A 25,343-nucleotide genomic window follows, 5' to 3' on the forward strand; every position below is an offset into this window, starting at 1 on the left:
TAGGTTTAGAGAAGTGAGATTAATTCGTGTGGCACTGAATGTGCCGTTACATCGTTATTTTGATTATTTACTGCCGCCGGCATTGAATGCCTGCCAAGGCGGGCGGGTGGTTGTGCCTTTTGGTCGCCAAACCAAAATCGGCATTGTGGTCGATTTCCCACAAGCTAGCGATGTGCCAACCGAAAAACTCAAACCGATTAAAGCAGTGTTGGATTTTAGCCCGATCTTTGACTCAGAAATGTGGCAACTGCTCCACTGGGCGGCTCGGTATTACCACGCCCCGATTGGTGAAGTGTTAACCGGAGCCTTACCGGTAAAATTACGCAATGGCGATTCCACTGAGCGAGTTCAGCCTAATTATTTTGTGGTGACGGAGCAAGGGCGTAAGTCTCTGATTATCGGTGAAAATAAAAAAGCCAAAAAACAGGTCGAGCTTTTAAGCGAGCTTGCCGAATCTGCAAAATATTTTGAAAAACCGACCGCTTGTAGCCCATCGGCTTGGAAAGGCTTAATCGAAAAAGGCTATGTTGAAAAGATTGAACTGCCGTTTATGGCACAATCGTGGCAAGACTCGCTAGGTGAATTGCCGTTAGTTAATGTCGGCAATCGGCTGACCTTAAATAAACAACAAACCTTAGTGGTCAGCCGTTTAAACACACAAACTACTTTTGCGAGCTTTTTGCTCAATGGCGTAACAGGTTCAGGCAAAACCGAAGTGTATTTGCAGTTAATTGAAACAGTGCTTAAGCGAGGGCAACAAGTGCTTTTGCTTGTGCCTGAAATTGGGCTAACGCCGCAAACAGTACAACGCTTTAAGGCTCGCTTTAACGTTGAAATTGACGTGCTACACTCGAATATGAACGAAACCGAGCGGTTAAATGCGTGGTTGCGGGCGAAAAATGGCGAAAGTGCGATTGTAATCGGCACTCGCTCTGCTTTATTCACCCAGTTTCAGAAATTGGGCGTGATTATCTTAGATGAAGAACACGATAGCTCGTTTAAGCAACAAGACGGTTGGCGTTACCACGCACGGGATTTGGCGGTAGTTAGGGCAAAAAATGCGAATATTCCGATTGTGCTAGGCTCGGCAACATCTAGCCTTGAAAGTTTATACAATGTGCAAAACGGTAAATTTATCGAACTGACACTAACTGCTCGAGCCGGCAATGCACAACTGGCAAATCAGCAGATTATTGATTTAAAAACACAGCGGGTAACTGCCGGTTTGTCGGAACGTTTACTTTCAATGATGAAAACGCAGTTAGAGCAAGGCAATCAAGTGATGTTATTTTTAAATCGCCGTGGTTTTGCTCCGGTATTACTTTGCCACGAATGCGGTTGGGTTTGTGAATGCGAGGCGTGCAATAAGCCTTTTACTTACCACCAAAAGCAAAAAGTATTGCGTTGCCATCATTGTGCCACTCAAAAGGTGATTCCTCGCCAGTGTGGGCATTGTGGTTCAACCCATTTAATCACTACAGGTATTGGCACAGAACAGCTTGAGCAAGTGCTAAATCAGCAATTTCCTCATTACCAAGTGACTCGTATAGACCGAGATTCCACCGCTCGCAAAGGGGCGTTGGAAAACCATTTGACCGCTATTCGAGAGGGGAAAAGCCAAATCTTAATTGGTACGCAAATGTTGGCAAAAGGGCATCATTTCCCGAATGTGACGTTGGTGGCGATTGTTAATGTAGATTCAGCGTTATTTTCAACCGATTTCCGTGCGGAAGAAAAATTGGCACAGCTATACATACAGGTGGCAGGCAGAGCAGGGCGAGCGGAGAAAAAAGGCGAAGTGGTGCTACAAACCCATTACCCTGATCACCCACTACTTAAAACCTTGCTGGAACAAGGCTACCGAGCCTTTGCTGATGAGGCGTTAAAAATGAGGAAACTAATGGGATTACCGCCATTTTCCTCGCAAGTTTTGTTCAAAGCGACCGGTAAAGATAATCAACAAACCTTACAGCTACTTGAACAATTAGCGGATTATTTTAGCCAAAAAATCCAGCAACAAAACGGGCAGGGCTTCCAACTCCCTCCTCCATTTTCAGCCCCAATGGCGAAGAAAGCAGGGTATTACCGCTGGTTATTGCTGATTCAACACCCGATTCGTGGGGCATTACAACAGCTGCTTGATGCTTTTGATCAAGAGAGGGAGAGTTTGAATATTCCGAATAATATCAGGTTGAATATAGATATTGATCCGCAAGAGATTAGTTAGACAAGCGGTTGTTTTTGACTGATTTTTTGCAAAAAGAAGGCAGGTGAAAACCTGCCTTGCTGCTATTTATCTTCGGTTATTTCTCTTTCCAATAACCAATCCACTCTTTTAATGCCAGCATATTGCTATTCATTGCACCGGCTTGCGGAATAAAGTGCATAAAGTTGAGTTTGTAATGATCGGGCGTATCGCCAGAACCGACGCTGGCAGGCATCACCTCAAATCCTTGTTGGCTAAACAGCATTTCAGCCCGTTTCATATGCCATTGGTTGGTAACAAGAATGATTTTATGAATATTCTCTTTTTCTAAAATCTCACGGCTGAAAATCGCATTTTCTTTGGTGGTTTTCGCCTTATTTTCCAGCCATTTGGTCTCAATATTGAAGAACATTTTAAATTCATCTGCCATAACCTTTGCCTCAGAAGTCCCATTTGGGCTGCTTCCGGTCGCTAAAATCGGTAAGCCGGTTTCTTTATGCAGGTAAGCAGCATAACGCATTCTTTCTAGTGGAATACCAGTAATTGCCAGTTTGCCGAATAACTCTTGGCTGTCTCGTAGCCCGCCACCTAGCACCACAATCGCTTGAGCATTTTTATATTTCTCTATGGTAAATGGCTCTGCTTCGACTAATGAATCCCCTAATTTCTGTGAAGTATAGGGAATGCTGAAGATATATAAAATCAGAATACCTAACAAGGCAAAGAAGTAAGCAGCGTATTTATAGCCTAAAGAAAAGAGGATTAATGCTAACAACCACAGCAAAATAATATTAAATGGTGGTAAGATCATAGCGGTAATCAGTTTAATGAATTCAAACATAAACAATGCCTATTAAGTAGAAAATGTAGTTCATTTTCCTAAATTATAGGAGGGTTGTCTATTTTTCTTGGTTGAAAAGTATTAAAATGCTCCATTTGAATTAAAATGCGTTAAGGGCAATGGTTATGAAGCAGCAATCTACAAGAGAAAAATTGATTTTGATCGGAGCTGGTGGTTATGCAAAGTCAGTTTTAGATTCACTTGATCACGAGCAGTATGAATTTTGTGGATTTATTGATAATTTTAAACCTGAAGGCAGTTCTCATTTAGGCTACCCTGTATTGGCATCAACAGTACAAAATTTTGCTAATCGTGAACATTATAGCTATTTTATTAGTATTGGGGATAATGCACACAGGCTAGAGAAGTTTTTTAAATTACAGCAGTTTGGTTGTAAGATAATTAATGTGGTGGATAAAACAGCGTTGGTGTCTAAAAATTCCACTCTAGGCATTGGAGTGTTTGTCGGAAAAATGGCAATTGTAAACAGTGGCGTCACCGTAGGCGATAATGTGATCATCAACACTAAATCACTGGTTGAGCATGGTTGTTTTATCGGCAATCATTGCAATATTTCAACCAATACGACACTAAATGGCGATGTGATTGTCGAAGATTATGCTTTTGTGGGCAGTTCATCTGTGATCAACGGTCAATTAAGAATCGGTGAAGCTGCGTTGGTTGGCTCCGGTGCAGTGGTAATTAGAAATGTGGAGCCTCGCACTGTAGTGGCGGGCGTTCCGGCGAAATATATTAAGGATATAAAATAATGGCAAAAGTATTTATTGTGGCAGAAATCGGTTGTAACCATAACGGTGATCCTGCTTTAGCAAAGAAAATGGTTGATGTAGCGAAAGCCTGTGGCGTTGATGCGGTGAAATTCCAAACATTCAAAGCAGATAAGCTGATTTCTAAGTATGCCCCGAAAGCGGAATATCAAAAAGTAACAACCGGCACGGCAGATTCTCAATTAGAAATGACTCGTAAATTAGAGTTACCTTATGATGAGTTTGTGAAATTAGAGGCTTACGCTCGTTCATTGGGGTTAGAGGTATTCTCCACGCCATTCGATTTCGAGTCGATTGAGTTTTTAGCAAGCCAGCAACAAAAAGTGTGGAAAATTCCATCAGGCGAATTAACCAATTTGCCGTATTTAGAAAAAATTGCGCGACTTCCGATTGAGGGAAAAACGATTGTTATTTCTACCGGTATGGCAACGATTGAAGAAACTAAAGCCTCATTAAAAGTGTTGGAAGATAACGGTATGGCGAAAAAAGATATTACGATTTTACATTGTAATACTGAATACCCGACACCTTATGAAGATGTAAATTTGAATGCGTTCCATCAGTTAAAACAGGAGTTTGGTGACTATAGTTTAGGTTTTTCTGACCACTCTGCCGGTTATTTTGCAGGGTTGGCGGCAGTACCTTATGGCATTACTTTCATCGAAAAACATTTTACCTTAGATAAAAACTTTGAAGGGCCGGATCATAAAGCATCAGTTACGCCTGAAGAGCTGAAATTACTGTGTGAAGGGATCCGAGCGGTGGAAAAATCACTAGGTTCTTCCGAGAAATTAGTTACCAATTCGGAAGCAAAAAATAAAATTGTGGCAAGAAAATCGATTATTGCTGCACGCCCAATTAAAAAAGGTGAAATTTTTACGACCGAAAATATTACGACTAAACGCCCGGGTAATGGCATTAGCCCAATGTTTTGGTATGATGTGCTAGGCAAAGAAGCACAACACGATTTTGAAGAAGATCAATTAATCCAAGATTCTCGTTTTCAAAATCAGATGTAATATAATATAGTGATGGGGCGAAAGTCTCATCATTTTGTGTTTAACAAGCGGTCAAATTTATGAAAAAAATTGCAATTATTACAGCCCGAGCCGGTTCAAAAGGCTTGCCGAATAAAAATGTATTATTAGCCAATGGTAAGCCGTTAATGGCGTACTCTATTGAAGCAGCGATTGAGTCGGGGCAATTTGAAAAGATTATTGTCAGTACCGATTCTCAAGAATATATTGATTTGCTTTCACACTATCCGATTGAATTTATCAAACGTGCCGAGCATTTAGCTAGTGATAAAGCCAGTTCTTTTGTAGTAATTGAAGATGTGTTAAATCAATATAAATCGGTAGATTTTGACTATTTTGTGCTACTTCAGCCGACTTCTCCGTTAAGAACCGCACAGCACATTAAAGAGTCTTGCGAGAAGTTTGAGAAAAATTTTGAGCAATTTGATTTCTTAGTCTCTGTTTCTGATGCTCATAAACCTACCACATTAACCCGTGTGATTGAAGAAGATGAGAGCTTAAAACATTTCCAGTTGGATTATTCTAACTATGCTCGCCAGTTATACCGTCCGGAGTATTCGCCAAACGGTGCAATTTTTTCGGCAAAACCGACAGCTTATTTAGCGCAAAAACATTTCTATGGAGCGAAATGTTTGGCATATTTTATGGACAAAGATGTATCCATTGATATTGATGACCGCCAAGATTTTGAGTATTTCTACTTTATCCTACAACAACGAAATAAAGAAAAAGTATTACTTGAAACTATTAAACGTTCAATTTTAATGAAAAAAGAGAACTTTAGAGAAGTGAAAGAGATTGCTTTAATCGGGCATTCGATTATTGAATGTTGGGATATTGAACATTTAAATGGTAAAGCAGTCAATAACTTGGGGATTGCGGGCATTTCAACTAAAGAATACAGTGAACTGATTTTAGATAAAGGCTTGATTTTAGCTTTACCAAAAGATGTTGTGCTAATGTTTGGTACAAATGATCTGGTGCGTAACGGCTGGAGTGATGAAAAAATTCTAGCGGATATCAATCGTTTAATTACACAATTAAAAGCAATTCGTGAAGATATTAATCTCTATTTCTTGGAAATTACCCCAACGGCATTTAGAGTCGATCGCAATAACAACGATATTCGCTTGTTAAATCAATATCTTAAAGATAATTTAGCGGTGAAATGGATTAGCTTAGATCAGGCATTTAGTGATAAATACGGCAAATTGGATTTAAGCTACAGCGATGACGGATTACATTTAAATGCAAAAGGTTATGAGAAATTAACTGCTATTTTGGAAAAAGAACTCAACTAAATGAAAAATATTGCCTATATTACCGGATCTCGTGCTGAATACGGGATTGTCAAACGTTTATTACAGAAATTAGATCAGGATCCAAACATCAATTTTTCGTTGGTCGTGACAGCGATGCATTTGGATCCGCAATATGGCAATACGGTGACTGTTATTGAGCAAGATGGCTTTGAGATTGCAGCTCGTATTCCATTGACGTTAAATAGCGAAAATAACCAAGCAGTTATTCATTCGATGGCAGAGTGTTTAGACCAATTTGGCGAACATTTCCAGCAACATCGTTATGATGCGGTGATTGTGCTAGGGGATCGTTACGAGATGTTGGCGGTGGCAACGGCGGCGGCGATGCATAATATTCCGTTGATTCATCTGCACGGTGGCGAGCAAACATTGGGCAATTACGATGAATTTATTCGCCATTGCATTACCAAAATGTCTAAATTGCATTTAACTTCAACTGAAGAATATAGACAGCGTGTGATTCAAATGGGTGAGTTGCCGGAAAATGTGGTGAATACCGGTTCGTTGGGGGCAGAAAATAGCTTGGATTTAGTGCTGCCGACTCAAGCAGAATTAGTCGAGAGATTAGACATTCCGACATCGCCTTATTTTTTAGTGGTGTTTCACCCGGAAACCTTAACCGATGTTTCCGTGTTGGATCAGATTGATGCATTGCTCAATGCCTTTGAGCAGTTTAAAGACAAATACCAATTCGTTTTTATTGGCTCAAATTCAGACACCAATTCAGAGCAAATTTATGCCCGCTTTAAGGATTACACCGATGAAAATCAATTTAAGTTTTTCACCTCAGTAAAACCGGAAGAGTATTTAGCGTTGATTAAATATTCAAATGGGTTGATTGGTAATAGTTCATCAGGCTTGATCGAAGCACCAAGTTGCGGCGTTGGTACGCTAAATATCGGTAATCGCCAGCAAGGTCGAGTACGGGGGGAGAGCGTAATTGATGTGGAGAGTAACGAGCAGGCTATCGTGGAAGGTATTGAAAAATTGATTTCAGCCGATTTCCAATACCGTTTGCCTGATATGAAAAATCCATATTTTCAAGACAATGCGATGGAAAAGGCTTACAATGCAATTAAAATATTCTTAGCAGATAGTTACCATACTCAACCTAAAGGATTTTATGATGTGGCTTTCTTGCAAGCGGTCAAAAAATCAGAATAATTTGCAACTATGAAAGCAGTTAAAGACAGCGTGATTTATTTAATTGGGGAATTGGCTTCAAAGTCAATTCCTTTCTTACTCTTACCCTACTTTTCCCGCAAACTCGGTGTGGCAGGCTATGGGGAGCTTTCTTATTACCAAACCTTCGCCGCTTTATTTGTGATTTTTATCGGGCTTAGCCAAGATGGGGCTGTTGCTCGCTATTTCTATTTTTATGGTAGGCGTTCACTAAATTTAGTTTTGAGTACCGGGTATTTATATACTCTTTGTGCAACTTTGCTTATTCTGTTGGGTTGCTGGTATTTCCAGTCTGAAATTATTGCTTATGTAGCGATTGGGGCGATGTTTCAATCGTTTCTGAATGTACAGCTTAGTGTAAGGCAGTGCCAAAAACAGGCGGTTGCTTATACAACGATTCAATTAATGTCGGCGATTTTTTCGGCAGTAATTACCGTTGCAATGATGGAATATTTTAAGACCGATTTAGTAGAAAAGCGGATTTTAGCGATTTTGATAAGCAATGGCTTAGTCTTTTTAATCGCTTACTTTTTGTATGCTAAAAGAGCAAAAACGAAGAAATTTAGCCTTGCCCGCCATAAAACCGCTTTATTGTATTTATTAGGTTTTGGTATTCCGTTGATTTTGCACCATTCCAGTATTTTTCTAAAAGGGCAGTTAGACAGAGTATTTATTTACCATAAATTTAGCGAAGCGGATTTAGGCTTATATGCAATGGGGGCTCAAATTGCAATGATTTTAGCCATTGTGGTTCAAGCCTTAAATAAAGCAACACTGCCTTATTTTTATGAAGCCTTAAAGCAGAAAAAAATTAATGTACGCCATATCCACAAATGGGCGTTTTATGCTTTATTTATAGTGCCACTGCCGGCTATTGTGATGTGGTTTATTCCTGAAGAATTAGTGGTATGGCTTCTAGGTAGCCAATTTGTAGGTACAAAATACTACATTATTCTCTTTTTAATTGCGACAATGTTGGTTGTTCCTTATCTCATTTTAGTGAATTATTTATTTTTTTATGGCAAAAATAAGCTGATTTCGCTTTGCTCGATTTTATCTACTATTTTTTATTTAGCTGCATTATTTGCTTTAACTTTTACTAAAATTGAATATATTCCTTTTGCCAGTATTATTGGTGCAATCAGCATTATTCCGATTCTCTACATAATGACGGCAAAAGTAGGAAAAACCGTATGAATTTAATTATTTGTTGCACGCCCTTGCAAGTATTGATTGCTGAAAAAATCATTGAAATGCACCCTAATGAACGATTCTATGGGGTGATGCTTTCTACGGTAAAAAACGCCAAATTTGATTTTTACCAAGCTAGGTTAGCTCAAAAATGCGAACAATTCTTTGCGATGCAACAGCATAGCGAGCGTATTCAATTATTAAAAGAAATTATTTATTTGAAACGCACTTTTGGCGGTAAGCAGTTTAATAAAGTGTTTTTGGCAAATATTAATGAGTTAGAAATTCAATTCCTATTAAGTGCAATTTCCTTTCAAGAACTCAATACCTTTGATGATGGCACAGCTAATATTGTACAAAACAGTATTTTCTATCAAGCTGAAAATATTGGGTTAAATCGAAAATTGATTAATCTTGTTTTAGGTAATAAATATAGCCTGGAAAAGCTAAAACAACGCTCTAAAATCCATTATACGATTTACAAAGATTTCCCGAATATTATTGAAAATACGGTTTATATTGATCTTATTAAGAATGTTGAACCAGCGGATACAGTACCATTAAACGATAAAGTTACCCATATTTTATTAGGGCAGCCTATTTTTGAACGAGATGATGAAAAAAATATAGCATTAGCGGAAAAAGTCATTCAACGATTTGGTATTGAGTTATATTTGCCTCACCCAAGAGAAACGTATCAATTAGAAAATGTAGAATATATTAATACTAATCTAATTTTTGAAGATTATATTTTTCAAGAGTTTAGCCATAAAAAATGTAGAGTTTATACTTATTTTAGTAGTGCAGTGATTAATATTTTAAATAAAAGTAAGCATATTGAAGTAGTGGCATTGAGAGTGAATGTAGATAATCCGGCTTATCTGCAAAGTTATGAATTGCTTGAAAAATTAGGCGTTCAGATTATTGATATTAGAGAATAAAATGAAGAAATATTTAATTTCATTAGAAAAAGATGTAAAAAGACGAGAGTTGTTTTTTAGTCAGCCCAATACGGAAGATTTTGAGGTGTTCAGTGCCATTAATACAATGAGTAATGATTGGGAGGCATTAAATAACCGTTTTGATTTGGCTCTATTTGAACAGCGATATGGGCGTAAAACCACTAAGGGCGAAGTAGGTTGTACTTTAAGCCATTTAGCCGTTTACCAAAAAATTGCCGAAGATAGCACTATTGCGGACGATGATTACTGCCTAGTGTGTGAAGATGATGCCTTATTTGCCGATGATTTCCAAAAACATCTTGATGCTTTATTAGCACAAAATTTAAAAGCCGATATTATTTTAGTTGGGCAGTCGAAAATTCCAACTTTTAACGATAGCGAATTAGAGCTTAATTACCCATCAACCTTTGGCTTTTTGCAAAAAAATATTCCGAATAGCCAATATAAATATGCTTATTCTTACCTGAATTATTTTGCTGGTACGGTTGCATATTTAATTAAAAAATCGACCTCTTTTCAGTTTTTAGCACAATGTGCCGGAAAAAATCCATACTGGCTTGCCGATGATTTTATTTTATTTGAAAAGAATTTCAAATTTGATGTGTTAATTGTCCGCCCGTTAATGGCGATAGAAAATCCTGTTCTAATTAGTAATTTGGAAGATTTGCGTGGTTCATTAAGTAATAACTTATTTAAAAAAGCCGTAAAATATCCACTTAAAAAATTACTGGCAATTAAACGTAATTTTACTCAGCTAAATTCATAATAGGTCTGAAATGTCAGCACTCATTAACTTATTTTATCTTTACGACCCGTGGTTTTTCCATTTTTTAAGAATGGCGTTTGTAGCAGGGCTTGTTGCTTGTGGCTATTTGGTTTTCCAAATAATCAAGGGCAAATCGAATGGCATTATTATTCCTAAAGATAGCCTGATTGTAATTATTGCATTAATCGGCTTTAGTATTATTCCATTATTGATTAACAGTACAAAAGAAATTGGTGTGCTGGCAATGTATGTCAAAATGCTGATTTTATTTGTATTCGGGATTGCCATTTATAATGTTTTTTATCATAACCAACAAGGTAAAACTTTATTCGTTCGTGATTTAAAAATCGGCATTGTTATTCAATGGATTTGTGGTGTAACAGCCTTATTAGGTTTGCCGTTTATGGTGGATTTTTTATTATCCAGCAATGCAATGATGCCTCGCTTTTTTGGTTCGGAACAAGAATACCGTTTATATAACATCACCTCTTCTGCCTTTTTCCAATTAAGTATTTTTTATTTAATGCTATTACATTTTTTATTGGCATATAATAAAAAAACAGATGCGGTGAATGAGTGGTTTTTATTTTTACTATTATGTATCGGCTTAATTTCAGGTCGAACTTTTTTATTAATATCGGTTATCAGTATCGCCCTTTATTTTAAATGGAAATATATATTACCGCTGATTGCATTTACTGCTTTAATTCTATTTTTGGCGATTGTGTTTCCGGAAAATCGTTATGTTGAACACGCCTTAGAACCGGTAATTAATTTATTATCCGGCACTGGAAAAGTCAGCTCTTCAACCGATAATTTAGTGAAAAACCATCTGTTTTTACCGACTTTAAATCAGTTTATTGCCGGTGATGGTTTATATTACACCAAAACAGGGGGCTATTATGGTGGCTCGGATTCCGGCTATATTCGCCAAGTATTATATGGTGGGGTAAGCTATATGTTGGCGTGTTTTGTCTTCACTTGCTATTTTGTACGCAAAGTGGCAGTGAATTGGTTTGAAGGTAGTTGGATTTTTACCTTATCCACTATCGGCATTTTAGCTATTTTAAATATTAAGGCGGATACCTTTGCCTTCCCGGGGCTGATGATGCTGTTTTTAATGTTCTTATCGCTGTTTGGAACAAGCGGTCGGAATGTGACAGTTTTTTGCAAAAACAAAGAGGCTGAAAATGTTTAGTATTATTGTGCCTTCTTATAACCGCAATCAAGAAATCAATGCGTTGCTTGAGAGTTTAAAGCAACAAACAGCGTATAATTTTGAAGTGATCATTGTTGATGATTTCTCAAAAGATCCTGTGGAAGTGAATAAAAATTATCCTTTTGAGGTAAAGGTTATTCGAAATAATCCAAATGTAGGGGCAGCACAAAGCCGAAATGTAGGGGCAGCTAATGCCACACAAGAATGGCTGTTGTTTTTAGATGATGATGACCGCTTTATGCCTGAAAAATGCCAACGTTTAGCAGTGGAGATTGCGAACAATCCAACTGCTAATTTTGTGTATCACCCGGCAAAATGTGAAATGGTAAATGAAGGTTTTACCTACGTTACCCAGCCGTTTAAACACAAAAGTGACTTAACTAAAGAGAATATTCTGAAAGCGAATAAAATTGGCGGTATGCCGATGATTGGTTTGAAGAAATCACTTTTTTGCAAAATTGGTGGATTATCTGACCGCTTACGATCACTTGAAGATTATGATTTCTTACTGAAATTATTGGAAGAGCCGAGTTTTGAGCCATTGTATGTGGATGAAGCCTTGACCTATTGTACTTTCCATACCAAACGTACCAGTGTTTCAACCGACACAACTAATACAGAAAAGGCGATTGAGTATATTCAACAAACGTATATCAAAACATCTGAGCAGGCGAATAATTTTAAGCTCAATTCGCTTTATATTTTAAGTTATCCACACGTAATGAATTTATCCCGCAAGGCAGCCGGTTATTATTTTGAGATGTTTAAACAGACAAAAAATATCAAACAACTGATTATTGCGTTGGTTATTCTTGTTTCGCCGAAACTGGCGATTAATTTGAAAAGGTTTATGTAATGAAATTTTCCGTTTTAATGTCGTTATACATTAAAGAGCAGCCGCAATATTTAAGAGAATGTTTTGAAAGTTTGAAAGCACAAACCGTACAAGCGGATGAAATTGTGGTTTGTTTTGATGGAGCAGTTACCCCAGAATTAGAGGCGATTGTAGAAGAATATAGTACGATTTTACCGATTAATGCGGTGAAATTCCCACAAAATCGAGGTTTAGGTAAAACGCTAAATGATGGGCTAACCCATTGTAAGAATGAATGGGTTTTCAGAATGGATACAGACGATATTTGTGTGCCGGAACGTTTTGAGAAACAAGTGGCATTTATTGAACAGCAGCCTGAAACCGTGATTTTTGGCGGTCAAATTGCTGAATTTGGGCAAGATATTCACGATATTGTGGCTTATCGCAATGTACCGACCACCGCAGAGGAAATTGTCAAATTCACCCGCTTGCGTTGTCCGTTTAACCATATGACGGTGGCTTATCAAAAATCCAAAGTGTTGGAAGTAGGCGGTTATCAAGATCTGCAAGAAGATTACTATTTATGGATCAAACTCATTGCTCAATTTAAACAAGTGGCAAACTTACCAGATCTATTGGTGTATGCCAGAGTAGGCAATGGAATGGTTGGCAGACGACGTGGAATGGCTCAAGCGGAGGCAGAATGGCGTTTATATCAATTGAAAAACCGCTGCCAGATTCACGATCCGATTTCAGGCTTTGGGATTTTCCTAATGCGTGCAATTCCACGTTTATTGCCGTTATCGGCACTTAAAGCCGTTTATAGCTTGCTAAGAAAATAGCCGTTTTTCATTGGTTATAACTTCCTGCTATTTTTTCTAGAAAAATCATCACAGCTTCTTTTTGTATTAAAGGAAGCTGTTCCCATTTCCTATCTAATTCATTAAATTTCATATCCTTCAAAAGATCATCTTCCGGCATACAGTCTTGGAAGAACCAGCTAATCGGTGTTTTGAGGAAAATCGCAATATCAATTAAATGTGCGACATTTATTTTACTTGCTCCCCGTTCATAGCGCGAAAGCTGTTGTTGAGATAATCCGATATATTCGGCTAATTTTTCAGCGGAATAGCCTAATTCCTTACGCTTTTCTTGAACACGTTTCCCAATCAATTTATCTACTTCTACTGCAAGCAACTGTGCCATTTTTACTCTGTACCTAAAATTACTTATTTATTGATATTTTCGTGATTTTTTTACTTGAAAACAGAGTAATAAATAAGTAATAATTTGTATCAATACTTACTTATTGAGTATTTTGTTTGTCTGTTACTTATTTAAATTAGAGGTTTCTATGAAAAAGCTACTTTTTTGTTCAGTTGCAACTTTATCTGTTTTATTAACCGCTTGTGGTAGTGGCGGTAGTAGTGGAAAAGCTGAAACGCCGGACGGCACTAAGGTTGATTTAACCAATAGTCCAAAAGGTGATGTGGCAGGAAAAACCGTTGGAGGGGAGTTCTATGGTAAAAACCAAAATGACTCATTCTATGGCGTTTGGATCAATGATGTGAAAACAGTGAGAGAGTTACGTTATCAAGGTACAGAAGCAACCCAACTTCCATCAGGTTCAGCAACATATTTTGGTGATTCTTACTGGGTAAGTGGTGCGACAGGTGAAGTTTCTAAAGGTGGTAAAACAACGTTGAATGTTGATTTTGATCGTAAAACTGTCGATGGAAAAATTGAATACTCATTGCTAAATGATGGCAGAGTGCAAGATATTACCTTACACCAAACAGCATTAAATGGCACGAAATTTAATGGTGAGGCAAGTACACTTTTAGAACGAGGTACTTACGAAGGTGGATTATTTGGTAATCGTGCAAAAGAGGCTGCAGGCTTAGTGAAATTCCCTACAGCTCCTTCTTATGACACATCTTTTGGCGGTATTCGCTATTAATTCGGTTTATGTAAGTCAGGTAGAGATTACCTGACTTTTGGTCATTTATTACCCTCATCAACTATGCGGTTTTGTATTTCACTTTTTGCCTTTTTCTGTATGCAAGCAGCATTAGCAAATAATGCTAATCTTGAAGAACAATTAAAACAAGCTATTTACCAACAAGAATTTGAGGCGATCCAAGCTTTTCTAAAAGATTACCAACAGCAAAAAAATGCCGATCCTATGGTGATCGCTTACGCAAAAGCAAAATCAGCCTTTATTCAGCAAGATTACCAAACAGCGATTAGCATTTATCGACAAATGATAAGCCAAAAGCCGGAATTAAATTCTATTCGTATGGAACTTGCGATTGTTTTATTTGCAGATAAGCAAGATCACGTAGCTAAATTGCAATTTGAGAAAGTAAAAAGCATTACTGACTTGCCTGAAATAGCTTACCAAAAAATTGATGCTTATTTAGAGGCGATAAATCAACGTAACGACTGGCAATTTTATTTAAATCTCTCTTATCTTAAAACTAATAATGTGGCGAATGTATCTCGCCAGCCGCAAATTGAGAATACAGGCTTTATTAAAAACGAAACTATGTTACCGCAGAAAGCGAATGGTTTTACATTTAATGTGGATTTAGCGAAAGATTTTAATTTATTCACTTCTCACTATTTAAGTTTTCGTAATGAAACCACAGGGAAAATTTATTGGGACAATCACCGTTTTGATGATGTATCTAATCGAGTTTTATTGGGCTATGCCTATAAAAAATCAGATAAAACGCTACGCATTCAGCCGTTTTATGATAAACGTTGGTTCGGAAATAAGTCTTTTCATTGGTCTAATGGGCTCCAGCTTAGTTATGATTTCTCTCTCTCTAACCAATGGAAGCATCAGACGGTGCTATTATTTGAAAAGCGGTCATTTTTTGATGAAAATTTGCAAGCGGGTAATATCAAAACTTTCTCCAATACGTTGCTTTGGTTGCCTAATCCTAAACAACTATTTTATGTTGGAGGGGCAATTTCAAAAGAAAATGCAAGGGAAAAACAGTACGGCTCCACAAGCAAAAATATTCGCCTAGGGTGGCTACAAGAATATCAATGTGGGATTTCTAGTCAGTTGAGTATTGCATTTACCCGTCGAACATTTCACGATGAGGCAATACTGGCGAGTATTATTCCTCTCAATAAAATCAGACGAGATAAAATCTATAATGTAAATGCTAAGCTTTGGAAACGAGATTGGCACTTATTAGGTGTTACCCCTAAATTAAGTGTTGTATGGAAAAAGCAGCAGAGTAATTTAGCTAGCCTCTACGCTTACACCGATAAACAAATCACACTTTTATTTGAAAAGAGCTTTTAAATTAGGGGCATAGCCCCTAATGTTTAATGATGTTACTGGTTCTTCAAAATCTCATTCATCAGCTGAATATCAATATGGCAGTAGCCGTTTGGGTTTTTCACTAAATATTCTTGGTGATACTCTTCGGCAGGGAAATATTGCTCTAACATTTGGTTTTCTACTGCCAGCGGTTTATCAAATTGGGTCTGCAATTGGGCAAGTGCAGCAGTTACCACCGGTTCGTCTTGTGGGTCAGTATAATAAATGCCGGTGCGATATTGAATGCCAATATCGCCACCTTGCTGATTAATACTCACAGGATCAATCACTTTAAAGAAATAATCCAACAGTTTCGCCAAGCTAATTTGGTTGGCATCATAAGTTACTTTTACCACCTCAGCGTGTCCGCTGCCTGCACACACATCTTGGTAAGTCGGATTGTCAGTATTGCCATTAGCATAGCCTGATTGAGCCTTAAGTACACCATTAATCCGTTGCATAAAAGATTCCACACCCCAGAAACAGCCTCCGGCTAAGTAAATTTCACGAATATTTTGCATATTACCTCTCTATCTTGTGTAACTTTTTTTAAAATTTAACCGCTTGTGATGAATAATAAAATACCATAATTTGGTTTTTGTCAATTTTTGTCTTAATTGATGATAATTTCGCAAGATTTTTTACGTAAAAATAGGTATAGTATCGGCACTTTTTAGTTATTTTATATTAGAGGTTCTATGGGTACGCTAAATAGCCTTTTAGGCATTATTGTTTTACTGCTTATTGCATTTTTATTTTCAACTAATAAGCGTTCGATTAGCTTACGTGCAGTATTAGGTGCGTTAGCATTACAGGTTGCTATTGGTGCATTAGTGCTTTATGTTCCGGCAGGACGTGATGCCTTAAATGCAATGGCAAATGGTGTGTCAAAAGTGATTTCTTATGGTAATGAGGGGATTTCATTTTTATTCGGTGGCTTAGTCAGCGATAAAATGTTTGAAGTATTTGGCGGAGGTGGCTTTGTGTTTGCCTTCCGTGTGCTTCCAACCATTATTTTCTTCTCTGCATTAATTTCATTGCTTTACTATATTGGTGTGATGCAATGGGTGATCCGCATTTTAGGTGGTTTATTACAAAAAGCATTAGGTACTTCAAAAGCGGAATCAATGTCTGCCGCAGCGAATATCTTTGTAGGACAAACTGAAGCACCACTGGTAGTAAAACCGTATATTAGTAAAATGACTGAATCTGAGCTCTTTGCGATTATGGCGGGTGGTTTAGCCTCTATTGCTGGTTCGGTAATGGCAGGTTACGCTGGAATGGGGGTGCCACTCACTTACTTGATTGCTGCTTCCTTTATGGCTGCTCCAGCAGGTTTATTATTTGCGAAAATTATGGTACCACAGACTGAAAAATTCCGTGATGAATTAGAAGCAGTTGATTTAGAAAAACCGGCAAATATTCTTGATGCGGCAGCAGCTGGTGCAGGCTCCGGTATGCAACTTGCCTTAAACGTAGGGGCAATGTTAATTGCATTTGTCGCATTAATTGCATTAATTAATGGTATTTTAGGTGGTGTAGGTGGCTGGTTTGGCTACGAAACCTTAAACTTAGGTCAAATTTTCGGTTGGATTTTCAAACCGCTTGCATGGGTAATCGGTGTACCTTGGGAAGAAGCTGAAATTGCAGGTCAAATGATTGGTTTAAAACTTGCGGTGAATGAATTTGTTGGTTATTTAGAGTTTGCTAAATATTTAACTCCTGAGTCAACCGTGCATTTAAGTGAAAAAACAGTTGCAATTATTACCTTTGCACTTTGTGGCTTTGCAAACTTCAGCTCGATTGCGATTCTAATCGGTGGAATTGGTGCAATGGCACCTAATCGCCGTGGAGATATTGCACGCTTAGGTATTAAAGCGGTTATTGCAGGTTCACTTGCAAACTTAATGAGTGCAACTATTGCAGGTTTATTTATCGGCTTAGGCGGCGCAGTTTTATAAAAACACTCTGATTAAAACCACTAGAAATAGTGGTTTTAATCTTTTTAGCTCAACGTAAACGGTTGCATTACTGTATGCTATTTACAAGCGGTTAAATTTTTATATTATTTTACAAATAAGAATGAAAAGGAGGAAATAATGACATTAAAAGATTCGGCAAAATTGGCGTTATCTTTGATGGATTTAACGACACTGAACGAAAATGATACAGATGAAAAAGTTATTTCGTTGTGTCAGCAAGCTAAAACATTATATGGCACGCCTGCCGCAGTATGTGTTTACCCTCGTTTTGTGCCGATTGCCCGTAAAACATTACAGTCAGAAGGTATTGAACAAGTAAGAATTGCGACGGTGACTAATTTTCCTCACGGTAATAGCGATGTTGAAATTGCCGTTGCTGAAACGAAAGCTGCTATCGCTTATGGGGCTGATGAAGTTGATGTTGTCTTTCCATACAAAGCACTGATTAGCGGTGATGAAAAGGTCGGTTTTGAACTGGTAAAACAATGTAAAGCCATTTGTGCGGCTAATAATGTGTTACTTAAAGTTATTATTGAAACCGGTGAATTACAAACTGAAGAATTAATTCGCAAGGCGAGTGAGATTTCTATTCGAGCGGGTGCGGATTTTATTAAAACATCTACCGGTAAAGTAGTGGTGAACGCAACATTAGACTCAGCTCGTATTATGCTTGAAACTATTCGTGATTTAGGTGTAGCAGAGTGTGTTGGCTTTAAGGCGGCAGGAGGAGTAAAAACCTCGGAAGAAGCGGCACAATATCTAGCACTCGCAGAGTCAATTTTGGGTAATGGTTGGGTAAATGCATCACATTTTCGCTTCGGTGCATCAAGTTTATTAGCTAATTTATTAGCAACATTGAACGATGAGCAGCAACAAGCTGTTCAAGGCTATTAATTAATAAAGAGGAACATAAAATGGCTACTCCACACATTAACGCACCTGAAGGTGCTTTCGCAGACGTTGTAATTATGCCGGGCGATCCGCTTCGTGCTAAATATATCGCTGAAACCTTTTTAGAAGACGCAAAAGAAGTAACTAATGTTCGCAATATGTTAGGCTACACCGGCACTTACAAAGGTCGTCGTATTTCAGTAATGGGGCACGGTATGGGGATTCCGTCTTGCTCTATTTACGCTAAAGAGCTAATTACCGAATATGGTGTGAAGAAAATTATCCGTGTTGGTTCTTGCGGTGCGGTGCGTAATGATGTCAAAGTGCGTGATATTGTAATCGGTGTTGGGGCTTGTACCGATTCTAAAGTAAACCGTATTCGCTTCCGTGATAACGATTTCGCAGCGATTGCCGACTTTGATATGACATTAGCGGCACACCAAGCAGCCAAAGCAAAAGGCATTGAAGCTCGTTTCGGTAACTTATTCTCTGCGGATTTATTCTACTCACCTGATGTCGAAATGTTTGATGTAATGGAAAAATACGGCATTTTAGGCGTAGAAATGGAAGCAGCAGGCATTTATGCGGTAGCGGCAGAATATGGAGCAAAAGCATTAGCAATTTGCACCGTTTCAGACCATATCCGCACCGGTGAGCAAACTACCTCTGAAGAACGTCAATTAACCTTTAATGGTATGATTGAAATTGCGTTAGAGTCAGTATTAATTGGCGATAAGCAATAATATTTAATCTTACAAGCGGTGAAATTTTGCAAAAAATTTGCAGAATTTCACCGCTTGTTATTTTTGATTCTTCCTTTATCTTCCTTTCGGGCTTTCGCCAAACTGCCTTTTATATTCTCGACTAAACTGGCTTGGGCTTTCATAGCCGACTTGATAGGCGGTTTCACTCACGCTTACTCCTGCTTGTAGTTTTTCCCTTGCCGCATTTAGTCTTAACGATTTCTGATATTGCAGTGGTGTCATTGAAGTTACGCTTTTAAAATGAGCGTAAAACCCCGCCACGCTCATTCCTATCTCTTCAGCCAGTGCTGACATATTTAGTGTATCGGCAAATTTTCTTTCTAAGATTTTTGTTGCATTGGCAATTTTAGCAATATTGCCATCTTGAGAGAGTAGAGAGCGTATATAGCCACCTTGCTCAGATTGTAATAAATAGAAATAGAGCTCGTTTAATATCAATGGTGCAAGAAAATGAATATGATTTGGAGAATTAAGCAAATTTAGTAAGCGTAACAAACAGTCTTTAATTTCATTCCCCAGCTCCCATTTAGTGCGTTGGTTAATGTTTTCACTTATTTTCTGTGGGGGAAGCTGCGTGATGATTTTGGCAATAAGATCAAAATCCAAGCGTAGTGAAATCGCAAGATAAGGCTGATTTTCTGCAACTGATAAGGTTTGGGTAACAATCGGCAAATTCACAGGGCAAAACATCATTTCCTGATTACCGAAGACTTGGCAATGTCCATTGGTACAGATTTGTCGCTCGCCTAATAATACTACACATAAACTTGGGTCTTGGATATAACCGTTAAACCTAATAGAACGATCGGCAGCGTGAACGGTTAGCCCTGAAATGGGAGTAGCCCAAAGTTCATTTTTCGGAGCGAGGGCAAAAATAGATTCAATAATAGCTCGATGAGTTTGCATAATAATCTCACTTTTAGAAAATTAGACATATTTTATAGAAAATCAGGCAAGACGACAAATAGCAAAAAGCGGATAATAGCCCCAATCAAATAAAGCATTTAATAGGAGCAAAATATGAAAATTTTTTATCACACATCAGCAACCGCAACCGGTGGTCGTGACGGCAGAACTCAAGTGGATGACGGTTCTATCGGTTTTGATTTAGTCGGTTTCCAAAACGAAAGCGGCAAAGTAGGGACTAACCCGGAACAATTATTCGCAATGGGCTATGCTGCCTGCTTTGACAGTGCGATGAACCACGTTGCCCCAACCTTAGGGATTAAACCAACCAAATCCAGCACCACTGTGGCAGTTGGGATTGGTCAAAAAGCTGATGGTGCTTTCGGCTTAGATTTAGATATTACCATTACTGTGGAAGGCATTAGTGCGGAAGAAGCGAAAACTTTAATTAGCAAAGCACACGAAGTTTGCCCATATTCAAATGCAACCCGTGGTAATGTAGATGTGCGTTTACACGTTAAAGTCGTGAGTGAATTTGACTTATAAAAAATAAATAGGGGAAATGAAAATGTTAGATTTTGAAACCACGGTCAAAACCCGTCAATCTATTCGTAAATTTCTACCAACCCCGATGACGGAAGCGGAAATCAAACAAATCCTTGCCGATGCGCAAAATGCACCTTCAGCTTGTAATACGCAACCTTGGGTGGTGCATATTGCCTCAGGCGAAACATTGGAACGTTTGAAAGCTCGTTTTAAAAAGACCTTTGAGACAGGCATTAACGATGCGGATTTTGAGTTCAATCAAACGAAATTTACCGGCGACTACGAACCACGTTGGCGTAACCAATACAGCCACGTTTTTACCACCAGCTACGGCATTCCCCGTGAAGATAAAGCCGGTCGCCAAGTGGTGTATGATGACAATATTGTCGGTTACGGTGCGCCACATATGGCATTCCTATTTATGCCAAGCATTGACGGACACGATGTCAATATTGCCAGCGATGTCGGTATGTATTCGCAAACTTTCTTGCTCTCACTCACCGCTCGTGGTTTTGGCGGCATTCCGCAGCTTGCCCTTGCAATGTTTGCCAAAGATGTGCGTGAAGAGCTGGGTATCCCTGAACATCACAAGCTCCTCCACGCCATTTCTTTCGGACACCCAGACTGGGACGCTATGCAGAACAAGCACCACTTAGGGCGTGTGCCGGTGGAAGAGAGTGCGACCTTACATTGGCAATGAACAAGCGGTTGATTTTTCGCAAAAATTTGCAAAAATCAACCTTACTTTTTTAGGAGAATACGATGACAAATTTATTTACCCCTTATACTCTGAATAACGATGTAGAAATTAAAAACCGCCTTGTGGTTGCCCCAATGACCCATTCCGCCTCCAACGATGACGGCACAATTAGCGAGCAAGAACGCCATTTCTTGCATAATCGTGCAGCAGATATGGGCTTATTTATCACCGCAGCAACCGGGGTAATGCGTAACGGCAAGGCATTTTACGGTCAGCCGGAAGCCCTTGATGAACGCTATTTGGCAAGCCTGACAGAAACTGCCAAGATCTTGAAAAATCAAGGTAGCAAAGCGATTTTGCAAATTTTCCACGGTGGGGCACAAGCTATTCCTGCCTTGCTTGACGGGGAGAATGCGGTTGCACCGTCTGATCACTCCAACGGTGCTAAAGCCCTAACTACGGACGAAGTGAAGCAAATGATCCAAGCCTTTGCCAACGCCACCGAGTTAGCCATTCAAGCCGGTTTTGACGGGGTGGAAATTCACGGGGCGAACGGCTATTTAATTCAACAATTCTTCTCGGCTGAATTTAATCAGCGTCACGATGAATGGGGCGGTAGTCTTGAAAAACGCTTGCGTTTCCCGTTAGCGGTGGTAGATGCGGCAGTCAGCGTGCGTGAAAAGCACAACCGACCTGATTTTATTATCGGCTACCGTTTCTCACCGGAAGAGCCGGGCGAATACGGCTTAACCATGACCGATACCTATGCCCTGATTGATGCTCTGTGCGAAAAACCGTTGCAATATTTGCACATTTCACTGTGGGATTTCGGCAAAAAAGCCCGCCGTGGAGCAGATACCAACCTCACACGTATGCAACTGGTATACCAACACATCAACGGGCGTTTACCGCTGATCGGTGTGGGTAACTTATTAACCGGCGAACAGATCCGCAACGCCTATGCAACAGGCTGGGCAGAATTTATCGCCTTGGGCAAAGCAGTAATGCTCAACCCGAACGTGGCGACCTTGTTGAAAGAAAATCGAGACAGCGAGATCGTAAGCGAACTCGACCCGCAACAAGCCGACCACTACGGCATTCCCGACAGACTATGGAGCTACTGCGTGCAAGGTGGTGCTTGGTTACCACCGCTTAAAGGGCAAAACTGGCAACCAATGGATATTTAATCATTACAGACAAGCGGTCATTTTTTTGTAAAAATTTGCAATTAAGTGACCGCATTTTTTCAATTATCTGAAGGAGAAAAATTATGATTACGTTACATTACCTGAACAGTTCCTGCTCTCACCGCATCGTTTGGTTGTTGGAAGCCTTAGGCTTGGATTACGAGCTAAAAATCTACCATCGGGAAGAGAGCGGTTTTGCACCTATGGAGGTAAAAGCCTTGCACCCACTTGGCAAAGCCCCTGTGTTGCAAGATGGCGATTTGGTGCTTGCCGAAGGCAATGCGATTATCCAGCATCTGATTGCCCGTTACGCCGAAGGGAAGTTTGAGCCGACTCGTGGTAGCGAAGCTTATTCAATGTATCATTACTGGCTGTCGATTTCCGCTTCGTTATTCTCAGCAAATCTTGTGACGATGTTGGCGAACCGTTCTGATCTCGGGGCTTTCGGTGACTATGCCAAAGCACAGACTCCGCTGTATTTTAACCATATTGAGCAAGCACTTTCAGATAAAAAATGGATTGTAGGTGATGAGCTAACCGGAGCGGATTTTTCTCTCTGCTTCCCACTGCAATGGGGGCGTAATTTTGTTGAGATGGCAAATTACCCGAATATTGCACGCTATTTAGAACAGGTGGAAAATCACCCGGCTTACCAAAAAGCGAATCAAAAAGCCCTGAAACTTGATATGAATAGATTTTAATACTCTTTTTAATCCCTAACATTTTGTTAGGGATTTTTTGAATACAAAATCAATTAATGTGAATAATTATTCAAAATGAACTTGAGTTTAACCTTAAATAGCCTTAGACTACCGAGCAGAAAAAGTCAAAGAAGGATTTTCAATGAGCAAATACAAAATTTTTGTTGATGGGGCAGTAGGAACAACAGGACTACGCATTCACGAACGCTTAAGCCAAGCGGACGATATTGAATTATTAACCTTGCCGGAAGAGCAACGGAAAGATTTGAATGCCCGTGTGGCAAAAGTAGCAGAGGCGGATTTAACTTTCCTCTGTTTGCCTGATGAAGCCTCGAAAGAACTGGTAGCGAATGCACCGAAAGATGCTCGAATTTGCGATACCTCAACCGCTCATCGAGTGAACCCTAACTGGGTTTACGGTTTTCCGGAATTGAGCGGACAACGTGAAAAAATCCAAAATACCAAGCGTGTTGCGGTGCCGGGTTGCCACGCCACGGGCTATATTGCGTTGGTTCGTCCGCTGGTGGAAAAAGGGATTTTGCACGCCGATTACCCTTTAAGCTGCCACTCTTTAACCGGCTATTCAGGCGGAGGCAAAGCGATGATTGCCGACTATGAAAATGAAAACCGCCCGAATGCTTTCAATGCCCCTCGTGTGTACGGCTTAGCCCTCCAACACAAACATCTGCCCGAAATGCAGGCACTTACCCAAATGCAAAACCCACCGATTTTCACCCCTGTAGTTGCCGATTATTACAGCGGAATGTTAGTCACTGTGCCATTGCCGATCTCTGCCTTGCAAGCAGTCAAATCCGGCGAAGAAATTGCAAATTTGCTTGCCGATTACTACCAAACCAGCCGATTAATTCAGGTTTACCCTTTCCAATCTCTACCCGAAGACGGAATGCTTGCCGCGAATGCTTATGCAGGCAAAGACAGCTTAGAGATTTTTATTTACGGCAACAGCACCCAACTTTTACTTGCTGCCCGTTTTGACAATTTAGGCAAAGGGGCATCAGGTGCCGCAGTGCAGTGTATGAATATTATGTTGGGAAGAGATGAGGTTGAGGGGTTAAATATTTAATGATTTATCTCCCCTCTTTAGCAAAGAGGGGAACTCTATAGCGAGGAAAGTATGCAACAACAAGAAATCAACCAATTTGCAAATTTATTAGAAAAATCCACCGCTTGTTTGGCGAAATGGCAAGGTAAAATCATTGTGGTGAAATATGGCGGTAACGCAATGATTAATGAGGAACTGAAAAAATCGGTGATGGCAGATCTGCTGTTACTTCATCGTTTAGGTGTAAAAGTGGTACTGGTACACGGTGGCGGGCCGGAGATTTCACAAAGCGTGAAATTATTAGGCAAAGAACCGCAATTTATCAACGGGTTGCGTGTTACCGATAGCGATACGATTAACGTGGTTTTGCAAATGTTGGCAGGCAAAGTCAATAAAAGCCTTGTTGCTTTATTGAAAGGGAAAGGCATTGGGCTATGCGGGATTGATGGAGCGATGTTGCAATGCAAAAAATTAGAGGCAGAGGTGGATTACGGCTTTGTCGGCGATATTGTGAAAGTCGATCCAACCGTCATTGAAATTGCCCTTAATGCAGGCTTGATTCCGGTTGTTTCCACGGTGGGCGTTGATGAAAACGGGCAGGCGTATAATATTAATGCAGACACCGCTGCCAGCGAGATTGCGATTGCGTTACAAGCAGGAAAATTGGTCTCGATGACCGATATTGCAGGCTTATTGCGAGATCGCTTTGATGAAAGCACTTTAATTTCGGAAGTGGAAGTAAGCGAAGTGCAGTCCCTGATTGAGCAAGGCATTATTGCCGGTGGGATGATCCCCAAAATTGCGTGCTGTACCGATTTCATCAAGGAGGGTGGCTCTGAGGCAAATATTATTGACGGGCGAATCGACCACGTAATTTTGGTAGAAATGTTCGGTGGCAAAAACGGAACACGGTTTTATAAAAAATAACAGGAAAG

At 39.5% G+C, this 25,343-nt stretch carries 26 protein-coding genes; 22 read left to right on the forward strand and 4 right to left on the reverse strand.

Annotated elements, in window-relative coordinates; genetic code table 11:
* Nucleotides 1-28 precede the first annotated feature (28 nt).
* Nucleotides 29-2,227: a primosomal protein N' gene (gene priA, locus EL242_RS05070; protein ID WP_126302717.1), complete on the forward strand. Its 2,199-nt coding sequence runs from the start codon at nucleotides 29-31 to the stop codon at nucleotides 2,225-2,227.
* A gap of 76 nt (nucleotides 2,228-2,303) precedes the next feature.
* Here the strand turns inward: priA and EL242_RS05075 are convergent, their stop codons facing one another.
* Nucleotides 2,304-3,047 carry a YdcF family protein gene (locus tag EL242_RS05075; RefSeq protein ID WP_126301750.1) on the reverse strand — a complete coding sequence of 248 codons (744 nt, stop codon included), beginning with the start codon at nucleotides 3,045-3,047 and terminating at the stop codon, nucleotides 2,304-2,306.
* Nucleotides 3,048-3,172: 125 nt separating this feature from the next.
* Between EL242_RS05075 and EL242_RS05080 the strand changes: the two genes are divergently transcribed.
* From EL242_RS05080 to EL242_RS05125, 10 genes are read left to right on the forward strand one after another with little or no spacing between them, the layout of a single operon-like run.
* Nucleotides 3,173-3,817 carry an acetyltransferase gene (locus EL242_RS05080; protein WP_126301751.1) on the forward strand — a complete coding sequence of 215 codons (645 nt, stop codon included), beginning with the start codon at nucleotides 3,173-3,175 and terminating at the stop codon, nucleotides 3,815-3,817.
* A complete protein-coding gene (gene neuB, locus EL242_RS05085) occupies nucleotides 3,817-4,854 on the forward strand; it encodes an N-acetylneuraminate synthase (protein WP_126301752.1) in 1,038 nt (345 codons plus the stop codon). The genes EL242_RS05080 and neuB overlap by 1 nt, the downstream gene beginning before the upstream one ends.
* A 59-nt stretch (nucleotides 4,855-4,913) precedes the next feature.
* Entirely contained in the window at nucleotides 4,914-6,173 is a 1,260-nt protein-coding gene (locus tag EL242_RS05090; protein WP_126301753.1) for a cytidylyltransferase domain-containing protein, read from the forward strand.
* Nucleotides 6,174-7,358 (forward strand): UDP-N-acetylglucosamine 2-epimerase, encoded by a 1,185-nt coding sequence (gene neuC / locus EL242_RS05095; RefSeq protein WP_126301754.1) that lies wholly within the window; start codon nucleotides 6,174-6,176, stop codon nucleotides 7,356-7,358.
* Nucleotides 7,359-7,367: 9 nt separating this feature from the next.
* The gene (locus tag EL242_RS05100) at nucleotides 7,368-8,573 is read left to right on the forward strand and encodes a flippase (protein WP_126301755.1); all 1,206 of its coding nucleotides are present in this window, start codon (nucleotides 7,368-7,370) and stop codon (nucleotides 8,571-8,573) included.
* On the forward strand, nucleotides 8,570-9,508 hold the full coding sequence (locus EL242_RS05105; protein WP_126301756.1) for a glycosyltransferase family 52: 939 nt from the start codon (nucleotides 8,570-8,572) through the stop codon (nucleotides 9,506-9,508). The genes EL242_RS05100 and EL242_RS05105 overlap by 4 nt, the downstream gene beginning before the upstream one ends.
* Before the next feature lies 1 nt (nucleotide 9,509).
* A complete protein-coding gene (locus tag EL242_RS05110; RefSeq protein WP_126301757.1) occupies nucleotides 9,510-10,295 on the forward strand; it encodes a glycosyltransferase family 25 protein in 786 nt (261 codons plus the stop codon).
* 10 nt (nucleotides 10,296-10,305) lie between these two features.
* Entirely contained in the window at nucleotides 10,306-11,493 is a 1,188-nt protein-coding gene (locus EL242_RS05115; protein WP_126301758.1) for a hypothetical protein, read from the forward strand.
* Entirely contained in the window at nucleotides 11,486-12,370 is an 885-nt protein-coding gene (locus tag EL242_RS05120; protein WP_126301759.1) for a glycosyltransferase family 2 protein, read from the forward strand. The genes EL242_RS05115 and EL242_RS05120 overlap by 8 nt, the downstream gene beginning before the upstream one ends.
* On the forward strand, nucleotides 12,370-13,170 hold the full coding sequence (locus EL242_RS05125) for a glycosyltransferase family 2 protein (protein ID WP_126301760.1): 801 nt from the start codon (nucleotides 12,370-12,372) through the stop codon (nucleotides 13,168-13,170). The genes EL242_RS05120 and EL242_RS05125 overlap by 1 nt, the downstream gene beginning before the upstream one ends.
* Nucleotides 13,171-13,177: 7 nt before the next feature.
* On the opposite strand, the gene EL242_RS05130 is transcribed toward EL242_RS05125, so the two are convergent.
* Entirely contained in the window at nucleotides 13,178-13,534 is a 357-nt protein-coding gene (locus tag EL242_RS05130; protein WP_126301761.1) for a helix-turn-helix domain-containing protein, read from the reverse strand.
* 148 nt (nucleotides 13,535-13,682) lie between these two features.
* Here EL242_RS05130 and EL242_RS05135 point away from each other — a divergent pair, with 148 nt between their 5' ends.
* Both EL242_RS05135 and EL242_RS05140 read left to right on the forward strand, forming a co-directional pair.
* Entirely contained in the window at nucleotides 13,683-14,288 is a 606-nt protein-coding gene (locus EL242_RS05135; RefSeq protein ID WP_126301762.1) for a factor H binding protein domain-containing protein, read from the forward strand.
* A gap of 99 nt (nucleotides 14,289-14,387) precedes the next feature.
* Nucleotides 14,388-15,650 (forward strand): surface lipoprotein assembly modifier, encoded by a 1,263-nt coding sequence (locus EL242_RS05140; protein WP_232019696.1) that lies wholly within the window; start codon nucleotides 14,388-14,390, stop codon nucleotides 15,648-15,650.
* A 32-nt stretch (nucleotides 15,651-15,682) separates the two neighbouring features.
* On the opposite strand, the gene msrA is transcribed toward EL242_RS05140, so the two are convergent.
* Nucleotides 15,683-16,189 carry a peptide-methionine (S)-S-oxide reductase MsrA gene (msrA, locus tag EL242_RS05145; RefSeq protein ID WP_126301764.1) on the reverse strand — a complete coding sequence of 169 codons (507 nt, stop codon included), beginning with the start codon at nucleotides 16,187-16,189 and terminating at the stop codon, nucleotides 15,683-15,685.
* Nucleotides 16,190-16,366: 177 nt separating this feature from the next.
* Between msrA and EL242_RS05150 the strand changes: the two genes are divergently transcribed.
* The 3 genes from EL242_RS05150 (at nucleotide 16,367) to deoD (ending at nucleotide 19,284) form a co-directional block, all read left to right on the forward strand.
* Nucleotides 16,367-17,629, forward strand: coding sequence for a NupC/NupG family nucleoside CNT transporter (locus EL242_RS05150; RefSeq protein ID WP_126301765.1), 1,263 nt, complete (start codon nucleotides 16,367-16,369; stop codon nucleotides 17,627-17,629).
* Nucleotides 17,630-17,767: 138 nt separating this feature from the next.
* Complete coding sequence (gene deoC, locus EL242_RS05155; RefSeq protein WP_126301766.1) at nucleotides 17,768-18,544, forward strand: deoxyribose-phosphate aldolase; 777 nt, start codon at nucleotides 17,768-17,770, stop codon at nucleotides 18,542-18,544.
* Nucleotides 18,545-18,564: 20 nt separating this feature from the next.
* On the forward strand, nucleotides 18,565-19,284 hold the full coding sequence (gene deoD, locus EL242_RS05160) for a purine-nucleoside phosphorylase (protein ID WP_006247875.1): 720 nt from the start codon (nucleotides 18,565-18,567) through the stop codon (nucleotides 19,282-19,284).
* A gap of 75 nt (nucleotides 19,285-19,359) precedes the next feature.
* Here deoD and EL242_RS05165 read toward each other — a convergent pair whose 3' ends face one another.
* Complete coding sequence (locus EL242_RS05165; RefSeq protein ID WP_126301767.1) at nucleotides 19,360-20,211, reverse strand: AraC family transcriptional regulator; 852 nt, start codon at nucleotides 20,209-20,211, stop codon at nucleotides 19,360-19,362.
* Nucleotides 20,212-20,325: 114 nt separating this feature from the next.
* Between EL242_RS05165 and EL242_RS05170 the strand changes: the two genes are divergently transcribed.
* The 6 genes from EL242_RS05170 to argB all read left to right on the forward strand — a co-directional run bounded on the left by EL242_RS05170 (nucleotide 20,326) and on the right by argB (nucleotide 25,335).
* The gene (locus EL242_RS05170; RefSeq protein WP_006247873.1) at nucleotides 20,326-20,757 is read left to right on the forward strand and encodes an organic hydroperoxide resistance protein; all 432 of its coding nucleotides are present in this window, start codon (nucleotides 20,326-20,328) and stop codon (nucleotides 20,755-20,757) included.
* Between the two features lie 16 nt (nucleotides 20,758-20,773).
* Nucleotides 20,774-21,457, forward strand: a complete 684-nt coding sequence (locus EL242_RS05175) for a nitroreductase (RefSeq protein ID WP_126301768.1) — start codon at nucleotides 20,774-20,776, stop codon at nucleotides 21,455-21,457.
* Between the two features lie 62 nt (nucleotides 21,458-21,519).
* The gene (locus EL242_RS05180) at nucleotides 21,520-22,644 is read left to right on the forward strand and encodes an NADH-dependent flavin oxidoreductase (RefSeq protein ID WP_126301769.1); all 1,125 of its coding nucleotides are present in this window, start codon (nucleotides 21,520-21,522) and stop codon (nucleotides 22,642-22,644) included.
* A gap of 83 nt (nucleotides 22,645-22,727) precedes the next feature.
* A complete protein-coding gene (locus EL242_RS05185; protein WP_126301770.1) occupies nucleotides 22,728-23,345 on the forward strand; it encodes a glutathione S-transferase family protein in 618 nt (205 codons plus the stop codon).
* 142 nt (nucleotides 23,346-23,487) lie between these two features.
* Nucleotides 23,488-24,429 carry an N-acetyl-gamma-glutamyl-phosphate reductase gene (argC, locus tag EL242_RS05190; protein ID WP_126301771.1) on the forward strand — a complete coding sequence of 314 codons (942 nt, stop codon included), beginning with the start codon at nucleotides 23,488-23,490 and terminating at the stop codon, nucleotides 24,427-24,429.
* A 51-nt stretch (nucleotides 24,430-24,480) separates the two neighbouring features.
* Complete coding sequence (argB, locus tag EL242_RS05195; RefSeq protein ID WP_126301772.1) at nucleotides 24,481-25,335, forward strand: acetylglutamate kinase; 855 nt, start codon at nucleotides 24,481-24,483, stop codon at nucleotides 25,333-25,335.
* The last annotated feature ends 8 nt before the right edge of the window (nucleotides 25,336-25,343 follow it).

It is taken from the genome of Mannheimia haemolytica (genome assembly GCA_900638155.1).
Lineage (GTDB): Bacteria > Pseudomonadota > Gammaproteobacteria > Enterobacterales > Pasteurellaceae > Mannheimia > Mannheimia glucosida.

Excerpts from the sequence above, each read along its gene's own strand:
- EL242_RS05130 (WP_126301761.1), bottom strand. The coding sequence starts at position 13,534 with ATGGCACAGTTGCTTGCAGTAGAAGTAGATAAATTGATTGGGAAACGT.
- EL242_RS05175 (WP_126301768.1), top strand. The coding sequence starts at position 20,774 with ATGAAAATGTTAGATTTTGAAACCACGGTCAAAACCCGTCAATCTATT.
- EL242_RS05135 (WP_126301762.1), top strand. The coding sequence starts at position 13,683 with ATGAAAAAGCTACTTTTTTGTTCAGTTGCAACTTTATCTGTTTTATTA.
- EL242_RS05185 (WP_126301770.1), top strand. The coding sequence starts at position 22,728 with ATGATTACGTTACATTACCTGAACAGTTCCTGCTCTCACCGCATCGTT.
- EL242_RS05110 (WP_126301757.1), top strand. The coding sequence starts at position 9,510 with ATGAAGAAATATTTAATTTCATTAGAAAAAGATGTAAAAAGACGAGAG.
- EL242_RS05150 (WP_126301765.1), top strand. The coding sequence starts at position 16,367 with ATGGGTACGCTAAATAGCCTTTTAGGCATTATTGTTTTACTGCTTATT.
- EL242_RS05120 (WP_126301759.1), top strand. The coding sequence starts at position 11,486 with ATGTTTAGTATTATTGTGCCTTCTTATAACCGCAATCAAGAAATCAAT.
- EL242_RS05090 (WP_126301753.1), top strand. The coding sequence starts at position 4,914 with ATGAAAAAAATTGCAATTATTACAGCCCGAGCCGGTTCAAAAGGCTTG.
- argB (WP_126301772.1), top strand. The coding sequence starts at position 24,481 with ATGCAACAACAAGAAATCAACCAATTTGCAAATTTATTAGAAAAATCC.
- EL242_RS05105 (WP_126301756.1), top strand. The coding sequence starts at position 8,570 with ATGAATTTAATTATTTGTTGCACGCCCTTGCAAGTATTGATTGCTGAA.
- EL242_RS05165 (WP_126301767.1), bottom strand. The coding sequence starts at position 20,211 with ATGCAAACTCATCGAGCTATTATTGAATCTATTTTTGCCCTCGCTCCG.
- EL242_RS05075 (WP_126301750.1), bottom strand. The coding sequence starts at position 3,047 with ATGTTTGAATTCATTAAACTGATTACCGCTATGATCTTACCACCATTT.
- EL242_RS05100 (WP_126301755.1), top strand. The coding sequence starts at position 7,368 with ATGAAAGCAGTTAAAGACAGCGTGATTTATTTAATTGGGGAATTGGCT.
- neuB (WP_126301752.1), top strand. The coding sequence starts at position 3,817 with ATGGCAAAAGTATTTATTGTGGCAGAAATCGGTTGTAACCATAACGGT.
- EL242_RS05080 (WP_126301751.1), top strand. The coding sequence starts at position 3,173 with ATGAAGCAGCAATCTACAAGAGAAAAATTGATTTTGATCGGAGCTGGT.
- EL242_RS05115 (WP_126301758.1), top strand. The coding sequence starts at position 10,306 with ATGTCAGCACTCATTAACTTATTTTATCTTTACGACCCGTGGTTTTTC.
- neuC (WP_126301754.1), top strand. The coding sequence starts at position 6,174 with ATGAAAAATATTGCCTATATTACCGGATCTCGTGCTGAATACGGGATT.
- EL242_RS05170 (WP_006247873.1), top strand. The coding sequence starts at position 20,326 with ATGAAAATTTTTTATCACACATCAGCAACCGCAACCGGTGGTCGTGAC.
- msrA (WP_126301764.1), bottom strand. The coding sequence starts at position 16,189 with ATGCAAAATATTCGTGAAATTTACTTAGCCGGAGGCTGTTTCTGGGGT.
- EL242_RS05180 (WP_126301769.1), top strand. The coding sequence starts at position 21,520 with ATGACAAATTTATTTACCCCTTATACTCTGAATAACGATGTAGAAATT.
- deoC (WP_126301766.1), top strand. The coding sequence starts at position 17,768 with ATGACATTAAAAGATTCGGCAAAATTGGCGTTATCTTTGATGGATTTA.
- argC (WP_126301771.1), top strand. The coding sequence starts at position 23,488 with ATGAGCAAATACAAAATTTTTGTTGATGGGGCAGTAGGAACAACAGGA.
- deoD (WP_006247875.1), top strand. The coding sequence starts at position 18,565 with ATGGCTACTCCACACATTAACGCACCTGAAGGTGCTTTCGCAGACGTT.
- EL242_RS05140 (WP_232019696.1), top strand. The coding sequence starts at position 14,388 with ATGCAAGCAGCATTAGCAAATAATGCTAATCTTGAAGAACAATTAAAA.
- EL242_RS05125 (WP_126301760.1), top strand. The coding sequence starts at position 12,370 with ATGAAATTTTCCGTTTTAATGTCGTTATACATTAAAGAGCAGCCGCAA.